Annotated in this window: 21 protein-coding genes; 17 read left to right on the top strand and 4 right to left on the bottom strand. The window is 51.9% G+C overall.

All coding sequences use genetic code 11. The features are described from left to right. Nucleotides 1-16: 16 nt before the first annotated feature. From FEK66_RS08210 to FEK66_RS08200, 4 genes are all read right to left on the bottom strand, one after another. Nucleotides 17-844 (bottom strand): SPFH domain-containing protein, encoded by an 828-nt coding sequence (locus FEK66_RS08210; RefSeq protein WP_135494767.1) that lies wholly within the window; start codon nucleotides 842-844, stop codon nucleotides 17-19. Then, nucleotides 841-999, bottom strand: a complete 159-nt coding sequence (locus FEK66_RS26280) for a hypothetical protein (protein WP_346763424.1) — start codon at nucleotides 997-999, stop codon at nucleotides 841-843. The genes FEK66_RS08210 and FEK66_RS26280 overlap by 4 nt, the downstream gene beginning before the upstream one ends. Nucleotides 1000-1029: 30 nt before the next feature. Continuing rightward, on the bottom strand, nucleotides 1030-1416 hold the full coding sequence (locus FEK66_RS25965) for a hypothetical protein (protein WP_240782934.1): 387 nt from the start codon (nucleotides 1414-1416) through the stop codon (nucleotides 1030-1032). 177 nt (nucleotides 1417-1593) lie between these two features. After that, nucleotides 1594-2271, bottom strand: a complete 678-nt coding sequence (locus tag FEK66_RS08200; RefSeq protein WP_138211442.1) for a S24 family peptidase — start codon at nucleotides 2269-2271, stop codon at nucleotides 1594-1596. A 153-nt stretch (nucleotides 2272-2424) separates the two neighbouring features. Here FEK66_RS08200 and FEK66_RS08195 point away from each other — a divergent pair, with 153 nt between their 5' ends. The 17 genes from FEK66_RS08195 (at nucleotide 2425) to FEK66_RS08115 (ending at nucleotide 14652) form a co-directional block, all read left to right on the top strand. Next, complete coding sequence (locus FEK66_RS08195) at nucleotides 2425-2685, top strand: YdaS family helix-turn-helix protein (RefSeq protein ID WP_135494764.1); 261 nt, start codon at nucleotides 2425-2427, stop codon at nucleotides 2683-2685. Between the two features lie 17 nt (nucleotides 2686-2702). Beyond that, nucleotides 2703-2996, top strand: a complete 294-nt coding sequence (locus FEK66_RS08190; protein ID WP_135494761.1) for a hypothetical protein — start codon at nucleotides 2703-2705, stop codon at nucleotides 2994-2996. 328 nt (nucleotides 2997-3324) lie between these two features. Beyond that, nucleotides 3325-4941 carry a DEAD/DEAH box helicase gene (locus FEK66_RS08185; protein WP_135494758.1) on the top strand — a complete coding sequence of 539 codons (1617 nt, stop codon included), beginning with the start codon at nucleotides 3325-3327 and terminating at the stop codon, nucleotides 4939-4941. After that, a complete protein-coding gene (locus tag FEK66_RS08180) occupies nucleotides 4938-5909 on the top strand; it encodes a toprim domain-containing protein (protein ID WP_135494755.1) in 972 nt (323 codons plus the stop codon). Before FEK66_RS08185 ends, FEK66_RS08180 begins: the two co-directional genes overlap by 4 nt. After that, on the top strand, nucleotides 5909-6325 hold the full coding sequence (locus tag FEK66_RS08175) for an antiterminator Q family protein (protein ID WP_138211451.1): 417 nt from the start codon (nucleotides 5909-5911) through the stop codon (nucleotides 6323-6325). The genes FEK66_RS08180 and FEK66_RS08175 overlap by 1 nt, the downstream gene beginning before the upstream one ends. A 92-nt stretch (nucleotides 6326-6417) precedes the next feature. Next, nucleotides 6418-6648, top strand: coding sequence for a hypothetical protein (locus tag FEK66_RS08170; protein WP_135494752.1), 231 nt, complete (start codon nucleotides 6418-6420; stop codon nucleotides 6646-6648). Between the two features lie 98 nt (nucleotides 6649-6746). Continuing rightward, nucleotides 6747-7298, top strand: coding sequence for a hypothetical protein (locus FEK66_RS08165; protein ID WP_135494749.1), 552 nt, complete (start codon nucleotides 6747-6749; stop codon nucleotides 7296-7298). After that, nucleotides 7295-8233 (top strand): hypothetical protein, encoded by a 939-nt coding sequence (locus tag FEK66_RS08160; protein ID WP_240782932.1) that lies wholly within the window; start codon nucleotides 7295-7297, stop codon nucleotides 8231-8233. The genes FEK66_RS08165 and FEK66_RS08160 overlap by 4 nt, the downstream gene beginning before the upstream one ends. Next, nucleotides 8139-8753 carry a methyltransferase domain-containing protein gene (locus FEK66_RS08155; RefSeq protein ID WP_135494746.1) on the top strand — a complete coding sequence of 205 codons (615 nt, stop codon included), beginning with the start codon at nucleotides 8139-8141 and terminating at the stop codon, nucleotides 8751-8753. The genes FEK66_RS08160 and FEK66_RS08155 overlap by 95 nt, the downstream gene beginning before the upstream one ends. A gap of 43 nt (nucleotides 8754-8796) precedes the next feature. Then, nucleotides 8797-9117, top strand: a complete 321-nt coding sequence (locus FEK66_RS08150) for a hypothetical protein (protein ID WP_060569213.1) — start codon at nucleotides 8797-8799, stop codon at nucleotides 9115-9117. Continuing rightward, complete coding sequence (locus FEK66_RS08145; RefSeq protein ID WP_084832871.1) at nucleotides 9095-9625, top strand: lysozyme; 531 nt, start codon at nucleotides 9095-9097, stop codon at nucleotides 9623-9625. Before FEK66_RS08150 ends, FEK66_RS08145 begins: the two co-directional genes overlap by 23 nt. Continuing rightward, nucleotides 9622-10173, top strand: coding sequence for a hypothetical protein (locus FEK66_RS08140; protein WP_135494744.1), 552 nt, complete (start codon nucleotides 9622-9624; stop codon nucleotides 10171-10173). The genes FEK66_RS08145 and FEK66_RS08140 overlap by 4 nt, the downstream gene beginning before the upstream one ends. 135 nt (nucleotides 10174-10308) lie before the next feature. Further along, nucleotides 10309-10737, top strand: coding sequence for a hypothetical protein (locus tag FEK66_RS08135; protein WP_023344738.1), 429 nt, complete (start codon nucleotides 10309-10311; stop codon nucleotides 10735-10737). After that, nucleotides 10737-10919, top strand: a complete 183-nt coding sequence (locus FEK66_RS08130) for a hypothetical protein (protein ID WP_063931084.1) — start codon at nucleotides 10737-10739, stop codon at nucleotides 10917-10919. The genes FEK66_RS08135 and FEK66_RS08130 overlap by 1 nt, the downstream gene beginning before the upstream one ends. Before the next feature lie 64 nt (nucleotides 10920-10983). Beyond that, a complete protein-coding gene (locus FEK66_RS08125; RefSeq protein WP_048214540.1) occupies nucleotides 10984-11988 on the top strand; it encodes a tyrosine-type recombinase/integrase in 1005 nt (334 codons plus the stop codon). Nucleotides 11989-12234: 246 nt separating this feature from the next. Beyond that, complete coding sequence (locus FEK66_RS08120) at nucleotides 12235-12837, top strand: hypothetical protein (protein ID WP_138211441.1); 603 nt, start codon at nucleotides 12235-12237, stop codon at nucleotides 12835-12837. A 198-nt stretch (nucleotides 12838-13035) separates the two neighbouring features. Beyond that, on the top strand, nucleotides 13036-14652 hold the full coding sequence (locus tag FEK66_RS08115) for a hypothetical protein (RefSeq protein WP_023150218.1): 1617 nt from the start codon (nucleotides 13036-13038) through the stop codon (nucleotides 14650-14652).

The following is a 14652-nucleotide window of genomic DNA, read 5'->3' as shown; positions in this document are numbered from 1 at the left end:
CACCGGGCTGGTGCGATTACTTAACCTGGATAAATGGAGTGCCAGCGCCGCTGGTCATGTATTGCGGCAGGGTGCCGTTCCATTTGTTAATGGCTTCCAGCTGCAGCACCTCGGGGTTTTCACGCATGGCCTGCCCACGGATCTGGATAGATTTCGCTTCGGCTTCTGCCAGCTTCAGTTTTGCGTCTGCCTGGCCATCCGCTTCCGCGCGCAGCATGTTGGCTTCAGCTTCACGCTGTTTCACCTCCTGCTCGCGCTGCAGCGTCTTCTGGTTGGCGGTGACTTTGGCGTTGATGCTGTCGATAACAGTCGGTGGGTACTCCGGACGGCCAACATAGGAGAGGCTAATAACCTGAATGCCGACCGGCCCCATGTCGGACTGGATCTCTTTCAGGGCACTTTCCAGCAGATCCGCTTTACCACCATCAATGAACTTGTCGGTGCTCATGCGGCTGGCAAGACGGTTAAGCGCATCGGCGATCTTCTGTCGAAGGTCGGTATCGGTAATGTCGTCCACGCCTTTCCGGTAGGTCTGGAAAACGGTGGTAACTTTGGTTGGATCAACTTTGTACGCCACGCCGATGTGATAACCGATTGTCGTACCGTCGCTCATCTGGAAATTGAACGCGTCGTCGTAGGTTTTCATCTGTTTGAAGGTCGGGAAGATGTAGACCTCCGTGTTCCAGCCGGTCCAGTAGCGGCCAACGCCGACAACCTCACCAACGCCTTTGTCGTCGCCCAGCTTGTTCACCTTGATACCTACGTTGCCGGGTTCGACACGATCGCAGCCAGTCAGGCCAGCAGCGGCGGCGGAAATCAGAACAGCGAAAATAACCTTTTTCATTTTTTATCCTTTCCGGAAGACAGACCCATAAAAATGGCGTAGAGGCACGGCGGGGTCAGGAATGCCAGTGCTAAGCCAGAGATAACGGACACGGTGTCCTTCATCGAAATGAGTGAAGGAACAAGGAGCCCGTAGACGCTGGCAAAGATCCCCAGCGGTTAAGCTGTATTTGATTTTCACCTTTTTTAGTTGAGCTTTTCTTTGATGGCTTTTAATTCGCCATTTATTTTTATTACGTAATCAAATATGACTGAAGCCATAAGGCACAATGGGTTGTCACTATCTTTATCTGTGAAATAATTCTCAGAATATATATGTGTAAGTTCTTTACGTTTTTCTGCAGTGACAACCGCACCAAATATATCATCATAGCCGTCATCACACTCTTTATCTGTAGGGCGAGTAATCCCCTTACCTTCGCCTTTGGAAATAGATTCTATGGCATCACATAAGTAAGCATTAATGACTGACAGATTTGTTTCTATCTCAGAAATATCAATTTCGTGGCAGGCTTCAAAGAGAGAGCTTAGGACTGCTTGCGCTTTATTAAGCGAATTATTGAGAGTATCCATTTTCTTCCCCTAATCGATGAACACGGTAGTGTCGCATTGGTTTAAGTTAATCAAGATTAACTTGATGATTAGAGGTTATGACCAGATGAGATTTGTGTCAAGTTAAACTTGATTATTTTCTTGATGATATGCGAAGACAGCGAGGTAACGGGCACAAGCCCGTTATAAATCAATTAATTATCCAAATCTATTGATGTTGAAAGGAACAGAGGATATTACTTTTGACTGGATGTAGAGCATGTTTAATGCTTCTTTTTCTATATTCCATGCTTGATAGTTTGCATTATCGGATAAGACCACTATTTTTGTGCCAACCTTTTGCAGGCGTTTTACATAACATTCCCCATCAAAACAGAAAGCGTAGATCCCGTCACCATCAAAGTATGTAACTGTTTTATCGAGAAATAGTAGGTCTCCAGGGGCTATAGTGGGACACATGCTGTCCCCACGAGCATTACCTATCTCGATATTTTTGAATGGTCTATTACCTACGAGCTGGCGGGCGTACTCTGGATCAAGTTCTATTGACCTGACAACATCAACAAAGTCCCCCTTTACACTCGTCCCATCACCACAACTGAATTCAACATCAAGAACCTTAAAAGTAACGCTATCAGTCTGCTCATCTGGTGCAGCGGCCGCAGGGAAAGTCGTGCTTTGTTTCTCGCCAAGAAACCATGATTGCGGGAGACCGCTGATCTCCGAAAGCCGCGCAAGTCGCTTACCTCTTGGGAATGTTTTCCCCGTTGTCCAGTATTGAACTGATTGGGCGCTGACATTGAGCCTGCGAGCCAGTTCTCGCTGAGTCCAGCCCTTCATTTTTAGCAGTTCGTTGATCGTGTTTGTGGTGTCCATAACCTCTCCCAGTTTGTCGGTTACTCGCAAGATTATCACGCATAAAAATAAAGCAATCCTTGATATCAAGTCTACATGAGAAGTGTTTGTGTTGCATGTTAATTAAAACTTGATATATTACATTCAATATCAAATTTAACTTGATGGTGATTTATGAACGAAATCGTTCGCTCTCGTTTGGGGGAATTGCTCTCTCAGCGCGCTATCTCTAAAGGGTTAGGGATCACGCCTCAGGCAGTAAATCAGTGGTTTAGCAAGTCAGTTATCCCGCCTCGATTTGTATTACAGCTCTGTGAGTTGACGGGCTGGAAGGTCATTCCACATGAAATTCGCCCTGATTTATATCCAAGCACTGATGACGGACTACCTGAAACGTTACGCGGAACAAGTCACGCAGAGCAAAGCGAGGTGTGACATGCCCCGGAGGCGATATGTACCCGGATTATGTGCAGGTTGATCTGCCATTGGCTTACAGCCAGGCAGATGCAGCGTGGATCCAGCAGCAGTTACTGAGTTTGCCTCCGTCCCTCCGCCGCAAAGTCGCGCTGAAGTACGCAGAGGTTTACGAAATCACGTTTGACGCCGAGCCGGTTACATACCGCAGGGAGAACCGGGCAAGGCATGAAGCCAACGTGAGGCTTCGCAGGTTCGTTGAAACACACGGGCGGGCAATTCAGGGCTACACGGCCCAGCCGCCTCTGGCAGGAACGCAACAGCGCGCCTGACGATACCGGGCTTAAAGGTGCCTGGTTGCAGTCTGACTTAAAGGCGTCAGCTGCTGATGAAGCTGGGACCACCCACTTACTTTTTTACGCCTGATTGTACTAGCTATCTAGTACATGAATAAGGGAGAGGTAAGAGGGGGGTAAGGGGGGAGATCGGAGAGGGATGGGAATAGGCCTTTTCCAGAAGGCAGCTCCATTGGTTAGGTAGGTGCTGATCTCAGAGACAGAGCCCAAAATCGCCACTGTACTAGCAAGGTGATGCGCAGTTGGTCGGGTAAGAAATCGGGAAAGGTTTTTCCTGGAAGAGTGAAACGTAAAGGGGTTGATAATGCTGAACATCACACCAAATTTTGCACAGGAACGCGCGCTGAACATGCTGCGCCGCGACTGGAAGGCCTATGAATCTTTCATGATGTATATGCCGACCGGCAGCGGAAAAACTGGACTGGCTGCTTTCGTTACTGATGGTCTGGTAAGCCGTGGTATGCGCGTTCTCTTTGTCGCCCCTTACACCATCCTGATCAACCAGACGGCGCAGCGCTTCGCTCAGTATGGTCTTCCGGAAGACCAGATCAGCTTTATCTGGCGTGACCATCCGAACTATGACCCCAGCCTGCAGATCCAGATTGCCAGCGCCGACACGCTGATCCGCCGGGAATTCCCGCAGGATATCGATCTGCTGATTATCGACGAAGCCCATCTGCGCAAACGCCGCATTCTGAAAGAGATTGAGCGGATCACCACGGAAACCAAAGCGAAGGTTATCGGCCTGTCGGGAACCCCATTTTCACCTTTCCTGGGGAATTACTACCAGCGCCTTATCAAGCCGACCACCATCGGCGAGCTTATCCAGCGTGGCGATCTGAGTAATTACGAATTTTACGCGCCAACAAAGCCGGATCTGAAAGGCGTTAAAACTAAAGCGTCGATGGAGTATGGCAGCGACTACGACGAAGCGCAGCTGGCGGAGATTATGTGCGGCTCTGACCTGGTGGGCGATATTGTCGATAACTGGCTGCGTAACGGCCGGGACCTTCCGACAGTGGCGTTCTGCGTCAATAAGGCCCACGCCAACTACGTCACGATGCAGTTCAACAAAGCGGGCGTGAATGCTGAGGTGATGGTGGCCGAAACGCCGCACGAAGAACGCCAGCTGATGATCCACCGCTTTGAAACTGGCGCGACAAAAATCATTGTCAGCGTCGGCGTGCTGGTGGCGGGCTTCGACAGTGATGTTCGCTGCGTCATTTACGCCCGTCCGACGAAAAGCGAAATTCGCTGGCTTCAGGCACTCGGGCGCGGTCTTCGCACTGCACCGGGCAAAGACGCCTGTCTCATCTTCGATCACAGTGGCACCGTCCACCGCCTGGGGTTTCCTGACGCGATTGAGTACAACGATCTCCCGTCCAAAAACGATGGCATGAAAGAGGCCGCAGCCCGCACGGCTGAGGAGCGGGAGGAAAAACTTCCGAAGGAATGCCCGGAATGCCATTTCATGAAGCCTGCTGGCGTCTACGTCTGCCCGAAATGCGGCTTTAAGCCACTGGTGGGGGAGGATGTGGAAACCGACACCCAGCGAAATATCAAAAAGCTCAAAAAGGGCGAAAAGGTTTACACCAAGTCGGACAAACAGTCCTGGTGGAGCCAAATCAAATTCTATCAGCGCCAGCGTAATTCTATGGGTAAACCCATCAGTGACGGCTGGTGCGCGCATACATTCCGCGAAAAATTCGACGAGTGGCCCAATGGGCTGAGCGATTTCCCGATGGAGATTACCCCTGAGGTAAACAACTACATCAAACACAAGCAGATCAAATTTGCGAAGGGGCGGGAAAGGTCCGGCAGTCAGCCGGAGGAGCCCGCCGACAACACCACAAACCGGATCATCAACGCCAGAAATCAGGTTGCTAACATTCGTAGTATGCTGGGGAGAAGAACAGCGTGAAGACAGCAGAAGCGGCGAAAGGCCGCTGGCCCGAAATATTTGAGCATTACGGCCTGCCACCAATAACCGGGAAAAACCACTACAAAGGGGAGTGCCCGGTATGCAGCGCACGCGGTAAGTTCCGTATAGACGATCGCGATGGTGCCGGTACATGGATCTGCGTGTGCGGCAGCGGCGACGGCATGAAGTTGCTTTCGGCCACGCAGACCAGTAAAACCTTCTCGGCACTCTGCGCCGAGGTGGATCAGCTTATTGGTAATGACTACCAGCGTGAAAAAATCCCTGCCCACAGCTCCGCCGCGAAGCTGCGCCAGCGGGTGATCAGCAAGTTTTCAAAACTTCCGGCTCTGCACGGTACCAATGGTGCCGGATATTTCCGTCAGCGCGGGATCAACAAATTACCCGCTGAAGCCATCAGGTTTTGCGATAAGCAGCGCCATGCTGGCAAGATTTATCACGTCCTCTACGCCCTCGCCACCGATGATAAAGGTGAGCTGTGCTATCTCCATCGGACGTTGCTCGAAGGGGATCGCAAAGCGCCGCTGGGCGAAAGCGCCAAACGGCAAAAATCCCTGCAGGAAGACAACTATCTCGAATATGCCCGCTCTGTAGCCATTCGCATGTTTCCGGTTTCCTCAACGCTGGGGATCGCCGAGGGTATCGAAACGGCGCTGTCCTGTTATCAGATCTACGGCGTGAATACCTGGGCGGTGATGAACAGCAATTTCATGAAGAAATTCCGTGCGCCGGCGGGGGTAAAACACTTGGTTATTTTCGCTGATATGGATAAACACTCTGCCACCGGCCAGGCGGCGGCGTTCGAGTGCGCCCACGCCAATCTCATGGCGAAAAATGACATCGTTAAAGTCAGCGTGCGCTGGCCTGATAACGGCGATTTCAACGACATGCTCATGAACGGTGATCAGGTCCGTGAGCAGGTTTTCTATAAGAAAAAGGTGGCTGCATGATGCGTGATATGCAAAAGGTTCTTGATATGTGGGGCGCGTGGGCGGCAAGCGATTCATGCAATATTGATTATTCTTCCATCGCTGCTGGTTTTAAGGGGCTGCTTCCGCAAACCAGCAAAACGCGGATCATGTGTACCGACGACGATGGGCTGATTATCGAGGGCTGCATGGCACGCCTGATAAAAAAATGCCCATACGATTATCACTTGCTGGTCGGGCATTATATTCTCCGGTATTCAAAACGGCAGATGGCGAAGCGCAGGAAGAAAAGCGAAAAGCAGATACGCATAGAGATGCTGCTTGCCGAGGGATTCATTGAAGGCTGCCTGTCGATGCTGGATGTTCGCCTGGAAATGGACGCCGTAGTGAGCATTCAAAATAATCAAAAAAGTGCTAGTGCGGTCCGCATTTTTTAGTTTAACGTGTTAAGAGTGGTCACTTCGACACAACGCTTAATAATCGAAACCCTGCCAGCAATGGTGGGGTTTTGTCGTTTCTGGAGCCAGTTATGCAATTTAACGAATTATCTTCTGAATCCCGCTCACAGGCAAAAATCGCACTGGGCCAGCTTATTGTGGCTCGGGCTAACTCGGGAGTGAGTGATTTTGAATATTTGGGGCGTTGCATAGCCGCCGCGTTTATTGCAATGGAGCGTCACGATAGCACCTGTGATAAGTGCGGCGACGGGCAGAATACGATCACCACCAATGCTGTAACAGTGGTGATTTCGCAATCGTGACACCATGCGGGTGACAGCGGCAGCCATTCGGAAATTCGGCTCAGTGTGTGAGCCAATTGCAAGGGCTATTCGGCTCAATATCAAACGGTGATTCTCGTATGAACACGGCGATCGTCTGCGCTTCCGGTCCATCCCTCACTCACGACGATTGTCAGACGGCTATCAGCACGGGCTTTCCCGTCATAGCGGTCAATTCGTCCTGGCACGCGGTACCGGGTTGCTCGCACATTTACGCGGGTGATCTTCGCTGGTGGGATGCAAATATTGGCGTTCTGCCTCCCTCGGCTGCCCTGTGGACCTGCAATTATCGGGCACACACGCGCTACGGCCTGCACCTTTTCGATACGGACACGCGCTGGGCGTTCAACTCAGGTCAGCGATCAATTCTGTTCGCCGCCAGCCTGGGCGCGAAAAATATCATTCTGCTCGGGTTCGACTGTTCTGTCGCTGATGGCAGTCACTGGCATGGTGATCATGTTGGGCTCGATAACCCAACGGCAGAAAATGCCGAACGGTGGCGCGGCGAGTTCGCCAGTACAGCCAGAGCGCTGGCCGGGAAGGTCAACATCATTAACAGCAGCCGCCAGACTGCGCTGAAGTGCTTCCGGCGGCTCAGCCTCAATGAGGCGCTTCGCGAGGTCGCACTTTGAACGTTCCTCTTTTTATCGATGGCATGCTGGGCATGGGTGACAGTATCTACCAGCGGGCTTTCGTAAAGCAGTTACCGCCGGGGAGTTACATCAAAACCGCCTGGCCTGAAATCTACGAAGATTTACCCGTTCTGCCCGTTCGTAGCTTTACAACGCTCCGAACGCAACGCAAGAACGAATACCGGACGCAAGCCGCTTTCCAGCAGCCACCGGATATGCGCCAGACAAAGCGCATTTTCTACGGGCCACAGCACCTGCGGCGCGGCTCAATTTTTGACGCTATGCGCCAGCAGTTCGGCGTAGAGCCAGCAGCGCTGGATCTGCCTTCCTTCGGCCCGGCGGAATTTACCCACCAAAAGCCGATTGCGGTGATCCGCCCGGCAACAGTGCGATCTGAGTGGCGTAGCGACTCTCGCAACCCTGATCCTGATTATCTGCTGCAGGCCTCCCGGTTACTGCGAAAACATTTCTGTGTGATCAGCGTGGCTGACCTGCAGGAGGGGGAAGAGTGGGCGGTCGGCGAACTTCCCGAAGCGGATCTGCGGCTGCACTCCGGCCAGCTCAATTTTAAATCGCTGATGCGCCTGATTGAACACGCTGCCGTAGTGGTTTCGCCGGTTGGCTGGGCGCTTCCTGCTGCCATCGCCTACAGAACGCCTGTCTATGTTGTTGCTGGTGGGCGGGGCGGCCACAACGCCCCGGAAATCGTAACCGATCCGGCGATGGACCTTTCTCGTGTTGGCTGGGCAATTCCCGACAATTACTGCCGCTGTGAAGCATGGGATCACCACTGCGACAAGCGGATTTCAAATTTCTCCGATAAATTCGAGGCCTGGCTCCATGAAGTCGTTTTATCAGGAACTGGAAAGCGGGCTGGTATTTTTACCGGAGCTGGGGATCGGACGTTACCCCGTTCCGGCATCACGCCCGTATGACGAGCAGTATTTCGCAAAGTATCAGCAGCTGGCTGACACCGAAACGGGCAGAGCTTTAACGCAATCCCGTATTGAGCTGGTGGATCGCCATTTTCACGGCCCTGTTCTCGACGTTGGTATCGGTGCCGGTCAGTTCGTCTCTATCCGACCGGGAACGCTTGGGTATGACGTTAATCCGGCCGGTATTGCCTGGCTGAACGAGCGGGGCGCATTCGCAGATCTCTACGCCAATAAGTGGCGAGCACTGACGATGTGGGATGTACTGGAACACATCGACGAGCCGGAGCTGGCGGTACAGCAGGCCAGTGAATACGTTTTCGTGTCGATCCCGATTTTCACTGATGCCGGAGACATTCTCCGCTCCCATCATTTCAGAAAGAACGAGCACATCTGGTATTTCACTGATGAAGGTATCAGGCGCTGGTTTGCAGAGCAGGGCTTCACCTGCGCAGAGCAAAACACAATCGAATGCCAGTTAGGGCGTAAGGGCGTCGCTTCGTACGCTTTCCGCAGAATTTAATTTCCCATTTCATCACACAGCACCCCGAACCCGGAGGTGTGGAATGCAACGTATGAACCCAACAAATGGACACGACTTACCGTATTGGTGGTCGGCTGCTTTAGGGGTGTTCTCTTTGCTCAGCCTACAGGATTACGTATTTATTATCGGTGCCCTTGTATCGGCATTTTTCACGATAAAAACCTACTACGCAAAGCGCAAAGAAGAGCGTGAGCGCATGGCAGAGGAAAGGAAAAGAACCCAACTGCTGGCGAACTACTTATCAGATGTAGGTAAAAAACCACACTCCGATCGTCCGGCTACCGCCGAGGTGGTAACGGAGGCTATGCGGAGAATTTCTAGTGGCACAGTTGAAACTGAGTAAGAAAAGTGGAGCTGCCGGAATTGTTTGCTCGGTAGCTACGATTATCGCAATAGTGCTCAACGCTGGGCATGTTCGGACCAATGAGCGCGGTCTTGAACTCATCGGCAACGCGGAATCATGTCGTCGAGATCCTTATATTTGCCCGGCTGGTGTGCTCACTGATGGCATGGGCAACACCCACGGGGTTAAACCCGGCACAGTTAAAAACGACCAGCAGATCGCGGCGGAATGGGAAAAAAATATCCTCGATGCTGAATCCTGTGTTAACCGGTACGCCAACGGCAGAAATCTGTCTGATGATACTTTCAGCGCTGTAGTATCGGTCACGTTCCGTGCTGGGTGCGGCAATATGCGGAGCTCGACAATGTTCTCCCTGTTCCGAAAAGGTGACCTTAAGGCGGCGTGCTACCAATTTCCTCGCTGGGTTTACGGTGGCGGCCGGGTTCTTCCTGGGTTGGTGACTCGCGCAGGTAAAGAGGAAGCTCTCTGTCTGGACGGTCTGAAATGATCACCATAGCCGATATCAAAGCCTCATGGCGTCTGATACTGCTGGTGGCCGTCATTGCAGTAGTCGCCGTGCTGTGTGTCCTGCTGGCAAACAGCCGCTCTGACGTAGCTACGCTGAAGAGTGATAACGGCGTTCTGCGCAGTGACAACGCCCTGCAGGGGACGGTTATCGCTGCTCAGGCTTTCAACTTCAACCGGTTTAACCAGGTTGCCGAAAACGCCAGCCGACTAAACTCGCTGATTGATGCCAGCTCCGATAAAACCGTTATCGAATATCGGGAGATCCTCCGCCGTGAAAAAACCTGTGATCTGCCTGTTCCTGCTGATGTCGCTGGTGGGCTGCTCAGCTACGCGAACAGTTTACGTGCCAGCGCAGTGCACACCGATTCCGGGGACGCTGACGCAGCCGGTGATAGCGCCACTACCACCAGCGCGCTGACGTATTGCCAAGCTGTTCTCTGGATCAAGCCGCTGCTGGCCGCTATCGAAAAAGCGAATAACCAGCTGGCTGGGATACGTGAAATAGAGAAAACCAGAGCCTCGCAATAGCGGGGCTTTTTTCTGCGCCTCGTACGCGCATTTCAGAGAGTCTTTCAGTAGTGAGCCTGAGGAGCATCGTTAAAGGTGGCGACCTCTCTCGGGCGTTGCTCCTGTACGACAGGCTCACACCTTAAAGGAAACGCAATGAAGAAATTTTTCACTGATGCAGCAACAAAAATAACTTTTTACGCGCTGCTCGCCGCTTTGCTTTTTGCTGTTACTACAGGTGCCGGTTCTTTATTGAGAGTTGTTGCCGCCGCCTACTGGGTGATCGTATTGCTTGGCGCGGTAGTTGGTTTGTTAGCTCTCATTATTACGTTTGGTGTCGAGTATTCAAAGGATGATAAGTCCCGGCGGGAGGGTATTGAATACCTTGAACGCTTTGCTAAGCGCAAGAACGCAATAGCGAGAGTATGGGGATGGTTCTGCCTGGTGCTGGGGGCTTCCATGCTTGCATACGGTGGGTGGGTGTTTACAGCGGTAGCCTACGTAATAGCGTCATTGTTTGTGCGCCTGTGCTGTTCGCTTGCTCGTGATAAGGTCGAGAAACTAACCGAAAAAGAGGTGGCTTGATGGCTCGCTTAAATGTCGAAGTAATCCCGCCGAGTAATGAGCAAATAAACCAGGTGATTGAAGAAATAAGCCGGAAATATGCACGTAAGCCACTTACTCCTCAGATCGAAGGCGAGCTCCAGCGTGAAGCCGCTCGACTGGTGCGCCGGTTTACAAAAACGAAAGTAACGCTGGTCCGATAAATTCATTACAAAAGCCATTCACCGAGTGGCTTTGATAATGTTTTTTGAGTGAGGATTGTTCAGTATGGCTTCGATAAAAGAATCCACTGATGCCAATGGACAATCAAAATATTACGTCCACTGGAAGGATGAAAAATCCGGTCATGGGCGCCGCCGCATCTTTAAGAATATTGATGATGCCGCACATCTTTTCTGGCAAAAACAGAATATTGAGCTGGATTGTCGAACCGCCAGCTGGACCGGAATAGACCATTCCTGGACTTTCCGAAAGTTAATTCTGTTTTATCTGGGGTATCAGGCCGGCAAGCTGGAAAAAAATATCATACGGCTGTCGTCATATACGAAATGCCGTCACGATCTTCTCGCTGTAGACGGGCCGATACTGGAAAAAAATATTCTCCATATCAGCCATCGCGATATCGTTGATTCGGTTCGCACCGGCTGCCATCGCTGGATTCGTTCGGCTTTCTTCCTGCTGGTGGAAAAGCGGCTCATCACTTTTAACCCTGTTGACCGTCCAGCGCGCCGGAAGCGTCGACCCATCACCATACCGCCATCATCATCGGTCAGGGAGCTACTGAATAACGCGCCAGTTCGTGAGCGTATCGCGTGCTGGCTCGGGATTTGTGGCCTGCGTATCGGTGAGGCTCTGGCGGTTACTTATAACGACGTGTCAGCCGACTGGATCGACATCCGGGGGCATGTTGTTGACGGCGTTATACATGAGGGGCTGAAAAGAGGAGTGGAGCGCCGGGTACGGATGCCGCGTGAGCTTTTCGCGTTGCTGGATAAAAATAAGCTGGGTTCCTCTGAGCCTCTTATCTGCAATCAGTTTACCGGCGCATGCCTTGCTACCAGTTACGGCACTCAGGGCGTTCTCGTCAGAACCCTGAACGACTATGGCATTAAGCGATTCCATCATCTTCGCCACTTTGCTGTATCTCGCCTGGCAAACAAAGGCGTCGATATTCTGAAGGTTTCCCGACTTATTGGGCATTCGAACATCAAAACCACAATGGACGTTTACGGTCACCTGTTCGGTGAAGTGGTGGAGATGGATTTGGACTGAGTTATCCACATAGTGGAAATATTAGGGCGATCCACTATCTCCCCATTCTGCGCGGCCTCCGGGCATAAAATCGCAGTTTTTACGGAAAATTGATAACTCCGCATTTTTTGACGTTTTTAATTCCGCACTCAAACCCAGCAGGCTTGCGGCCCCGGAGCAGATTTTTTCTCAGAATTATTCCGCACGCAAAATGCGGAAAAATAATTTTGAACAAAATATAAACAGCACCCGATTTCAGGTAAGCGTATGGCCCGTAAAAATAGCTTTAAGAAGGCCTACGTCGGTATCGTTATTGATATGGCTCTGGCCCGTAACAAGATCTCAAACCGTATGGTTGCCCAGCGACTGGAAATTGACGAGGCGACTATCCGCAACTGGCGCAAGGAACACGCCGACTTTAATCGTGCCTTTACCGAGGCTCGCGAAGTTCTGATGGAAAAGATTAACAACGTTGCAGGTAAAAGCCTGGACGTTCGGAAGCGAAAGATTGTCACCAAATCCCCTGATGGACTGAAAACAACCGTCGAGGATGTTTTACCAACGCACAATGATGTTGCGGTGTTTGCCAAAGCTCTTGGACTCGGCCGCAGTGTTTATGGGGAAGAGGACCGTCAGCGTGATGTGCTTCGTGAGGTGATGAAGCACAAGGTAGATGGTAAATACACCGCGCTGCAGGCGGCGCAGCTGCTTGAGGCTGAGGGAATAAAGGTTCCGGAAACCCTGCTTATGGAGCTTGGAGCGCCGAAAATTTTCGAATCGTTCACCAATATGGACGAGGCAGCCAAAGCCGACGCGGCGAACCTGTCCCCGCATGAGGTCGCAGATATCTACAAAAAATTCATGGGCTGAAAATTGCAAAAACAGGCGTTTCGAACCGTAAAAACGCTATGCACTTTTTGACCCGTTTTATGCACGTTTTATTCATCCCGATTTGACCACTTTTCTCTTCAAAACAGAGGCTTCACGCCGTTTGCGTGATGGGTGCTGTTGCGCCAGTGCGGGTAACGACCATTATGTTAAATTGGGGCGTTTTTGAGGAATTTTTCTGTGCCGATCCCGTTCCCCTTTGACTTCCGAAAACCGGACTATACCGCCGTGTTTGAGTGGAGAATGGAGAGGCTGGAGCGGATCAGGAAAGCGCCTGAAATGCTTCCGGCACTCCGTGAGTTTTACCGCACTAACCCGGCCCAGTTCATCATCGACTGGGGCATGACGACAGACCCGCGCAACCTCGATTATGGCCTGCCTGCGACCATCCCGTTTTTGCTGTTTCCCCGCCAGGAGGAATGGATTAACTGGATCATGGACAGGCGCGCCAGTCTTGAGCATGGACTGACAGAAAAAAGCCGCGAAATGGGGCTGAGCTGGACCTCTATCGGTCTGGCCTGTTCGCTTTGCCTGTTCAACAAAGAAATGGTGATCGGGTTCGGTTCCCGTAAAGAGGAATATGTCGACAGTACCGGCGACCCGAAAGCACTGTTCTGGAAAGCGCGTAAGTTTGTCGAGCTGCTGCCGGTAGAGTTTCGCGGTTCATGGAGTGACAAAAAACATGCTCCTTACATGCGCGTGGAGTTCCCGGAAACGGGCGCGGTCATTAAGGGAGAGGCTGGCGATAACATTGGCCGTGGTGACCGTACCACGCTTTATTTCGTGGATGAGTCGGCATTCCTCAAACGGCCATTACTCATCGATGCTGCGCTCTCTCAGACGACCCGCTGCCGTATAGACCTCTCATCCGTCAACGGCATGAATAACCCGTTTGCCCGTAAGCGTCACAGCGGAAATATCCCGGTGTTTACGTTCCACTGGCGCAGCGACCCGCGCAAGGATGATGAGTGGTACCGCAACGAATGTCTGAAAATTGATGATCCGATTATCGTTGCTCAGGAACTGGACCTGAACTACAGTGCATCCACAGAGGGGATTCTCATTCCTTCTGAATGGGTACAGGCTGCCGTCGACGCACATATCAAACTGGGTATTCAGCCCAGCGGCCAGCGCCTCGGCGCAATGGATATTGCAGACGAAGGGAAAGACAAAAACGGTTTTTCTTGCCGCTATGGCTTCCTTCTGCAGAACGTTCACGAATGGTCTGGCATTGGCAGCGACATCTACGCCTCTGTCGTTAAATCGTTTGGGTACTGTGACGATTACGGTCTGGATGAGTTCCGTTTCGATGAGGACGGTCTGGGTGCTGGTGCGCGTGGCGATGCTCGCGTGATAAACGAGCTCAGGCAGGCTGAAGGCCGGGGAACAATCACAGCTACGCCTTTCCGTGGTAGCGGTAGCGTATTCGATCCGGAAGATGAAGCCGTTCCTGGTGATAACGGTAAAGCGGCGCGCCTGAATAAAGACTTCTTCGCGAACGCGAAAGCACAGAGCTGGTGGCATCTTCGTAAGCTGTTTCGTAACACCTTCCGCGCGCTGAACGGGATGGACTACAACCCCGACGAAATCATTTCGATAAGCAGCGAGATAGAAAATATTGACCGCCTGCTGATGGAGCTTTCACAGCCTACATGGTCGAAAAACGCCGTGGGTAAAATCCTCGTGGATAAACAGCCGGAAGGCACAAAATCGCCGAACCTCGCTGACGCCGTGATGATTAACTACGCGCCGATGGATTCCTCTCTTGATAATTGGGCCAAACTGGCCGGAGCGTGA

This window comes from Escherichia sp. E1130, from assembly GCF_005781065.1.
GTDB lineage: Bacteria > Pseudomonadota > Gammaproteobacteria > Enterobacterales > Enterobacteriaceae > Escherichia.
This window is presented reverse-complemented; position numbering and strand designations above follow the sequence as displayed.

What these genes read in the sequence shown, in the direction of transcription:
- FEK66_RS08210 (WP_135494767.1), bottom strand. Translation starts at nt 844, where the DNA reads ATGAAAAAGGTTATTTTCGCTGTTCTGATTTCCGCCGCCGCTGCTGGC.
- FEK66_RS25965 (WP_240782934.1), bottom strand. Translation starts at nt 1,416, where the DNA reads ATGGATACTCTCAATAATTCGCTTAATAAAGCGCAAGCAGTCCTAAGC.
- FEK66_RS08200 (WP_138211442.1), bottom strand. Translation starts at nt 2,271, where the DNA reads ATGGACACCACAAACACGATCAACGAACTGCTAAAAATGAAGGGCTGG.
- FEK66_RS08195 (WP_135494764.1), top strand. Translation starts at nt 2,425, where the DNA reads ATGAACGAAATCGTTCGCTCTCGTTTGGGGGAATTGCTCTCTCAGCGC.
- FEK66_RS08190 (WP_135494761.1), top strand. Translation starts at nt 2,703, where the DNA reads ATGTACCCGGATTATGTGCAGGTTGATCTGCCATTGGCTTACAGCCAG.
- FEK66_RS08185 (WP_135494758.1), top strand. Translation starts at nt 3,325, where the DNA reads ATGCTGAACATCACACCAAATTTTGCACAGGAACGCGCGCTGAACATG.
- FEK66_RS08175 (WP_138211451.1), top strand. Translation starts at nt 5,909, where the DNA reads ATGCGTGATATGCAAAAGGTTCTTGATATGTGGGGCGCGTGGGCGGCA.
- FEK66_RS08170 (WP_135494752.1), top strand. Translation starts at nt 6,418, where the DNA reads ATGCAATTTAACGAATTATCTTCTGAATCCCGCTCACAGGCAAAAATC.
- FEK66_RS08165 (WP_135494749.1), top strand. Translation starts at nt 6,747, where the DNA reads ATGAACACGGCGATCGTCTGCGCTTCCGGTCCATCCCTCACTCACGAC.
- FEK66_RS08155 (WP_135494746.1), top strand. Translation starts at nt 8,139, where the DNA reads ATGAAGTCGTTTTATCAGGAACTGGAAAGCGGGCTGGTATTTTTACCG.
- FEK66_RS08150 (WP_060569213.1), top strand. Translation starts at nt 8,797, where the DNA reads ATGCAACGTATGAACCCAACAAATGGACACGACTTACCGTATTGGTGG.
- FEK66_RS08140 (WP_135494744.1), top strand. Translation starts at nt 9,622, where the DNA reads ATGATCACCATAGCCGATATCAAAGCCTCATGGCGTCTGATACTGCTG.
- FEK66_RS08135 (WP_023344738.1), top strand. Translation starts at nt 10,309, where the DNA reads ATGAAGAAATTTTTCACTGATGCAGCAACAAAAATAACTTTTTACGCG.
- FEK66_RS08130 (WP_063931084.1), top strand. Translation starts at nt 10,737, where the DNA reads ATGGCTCGCTTAAATGTCGAAGTAATCCCGCCGAGTAATGAGCAAATA.
- FEK66_RS08125 (WP_048214540.1), top strand. Translation starts at nt 10,984, where the DNA reads ATGGCTTCGATAAAAGAATCCACTGATGCCAATGGACAATCAAAATAT.
- FEK66_RS08120 (WP_138211441.1), top strand. Translation starts at nt 12,235, where the DNA reads ATGGCCCGTAAAAATAGCTTTAAGAAGGCCTACGTCGGTATCGTTATT.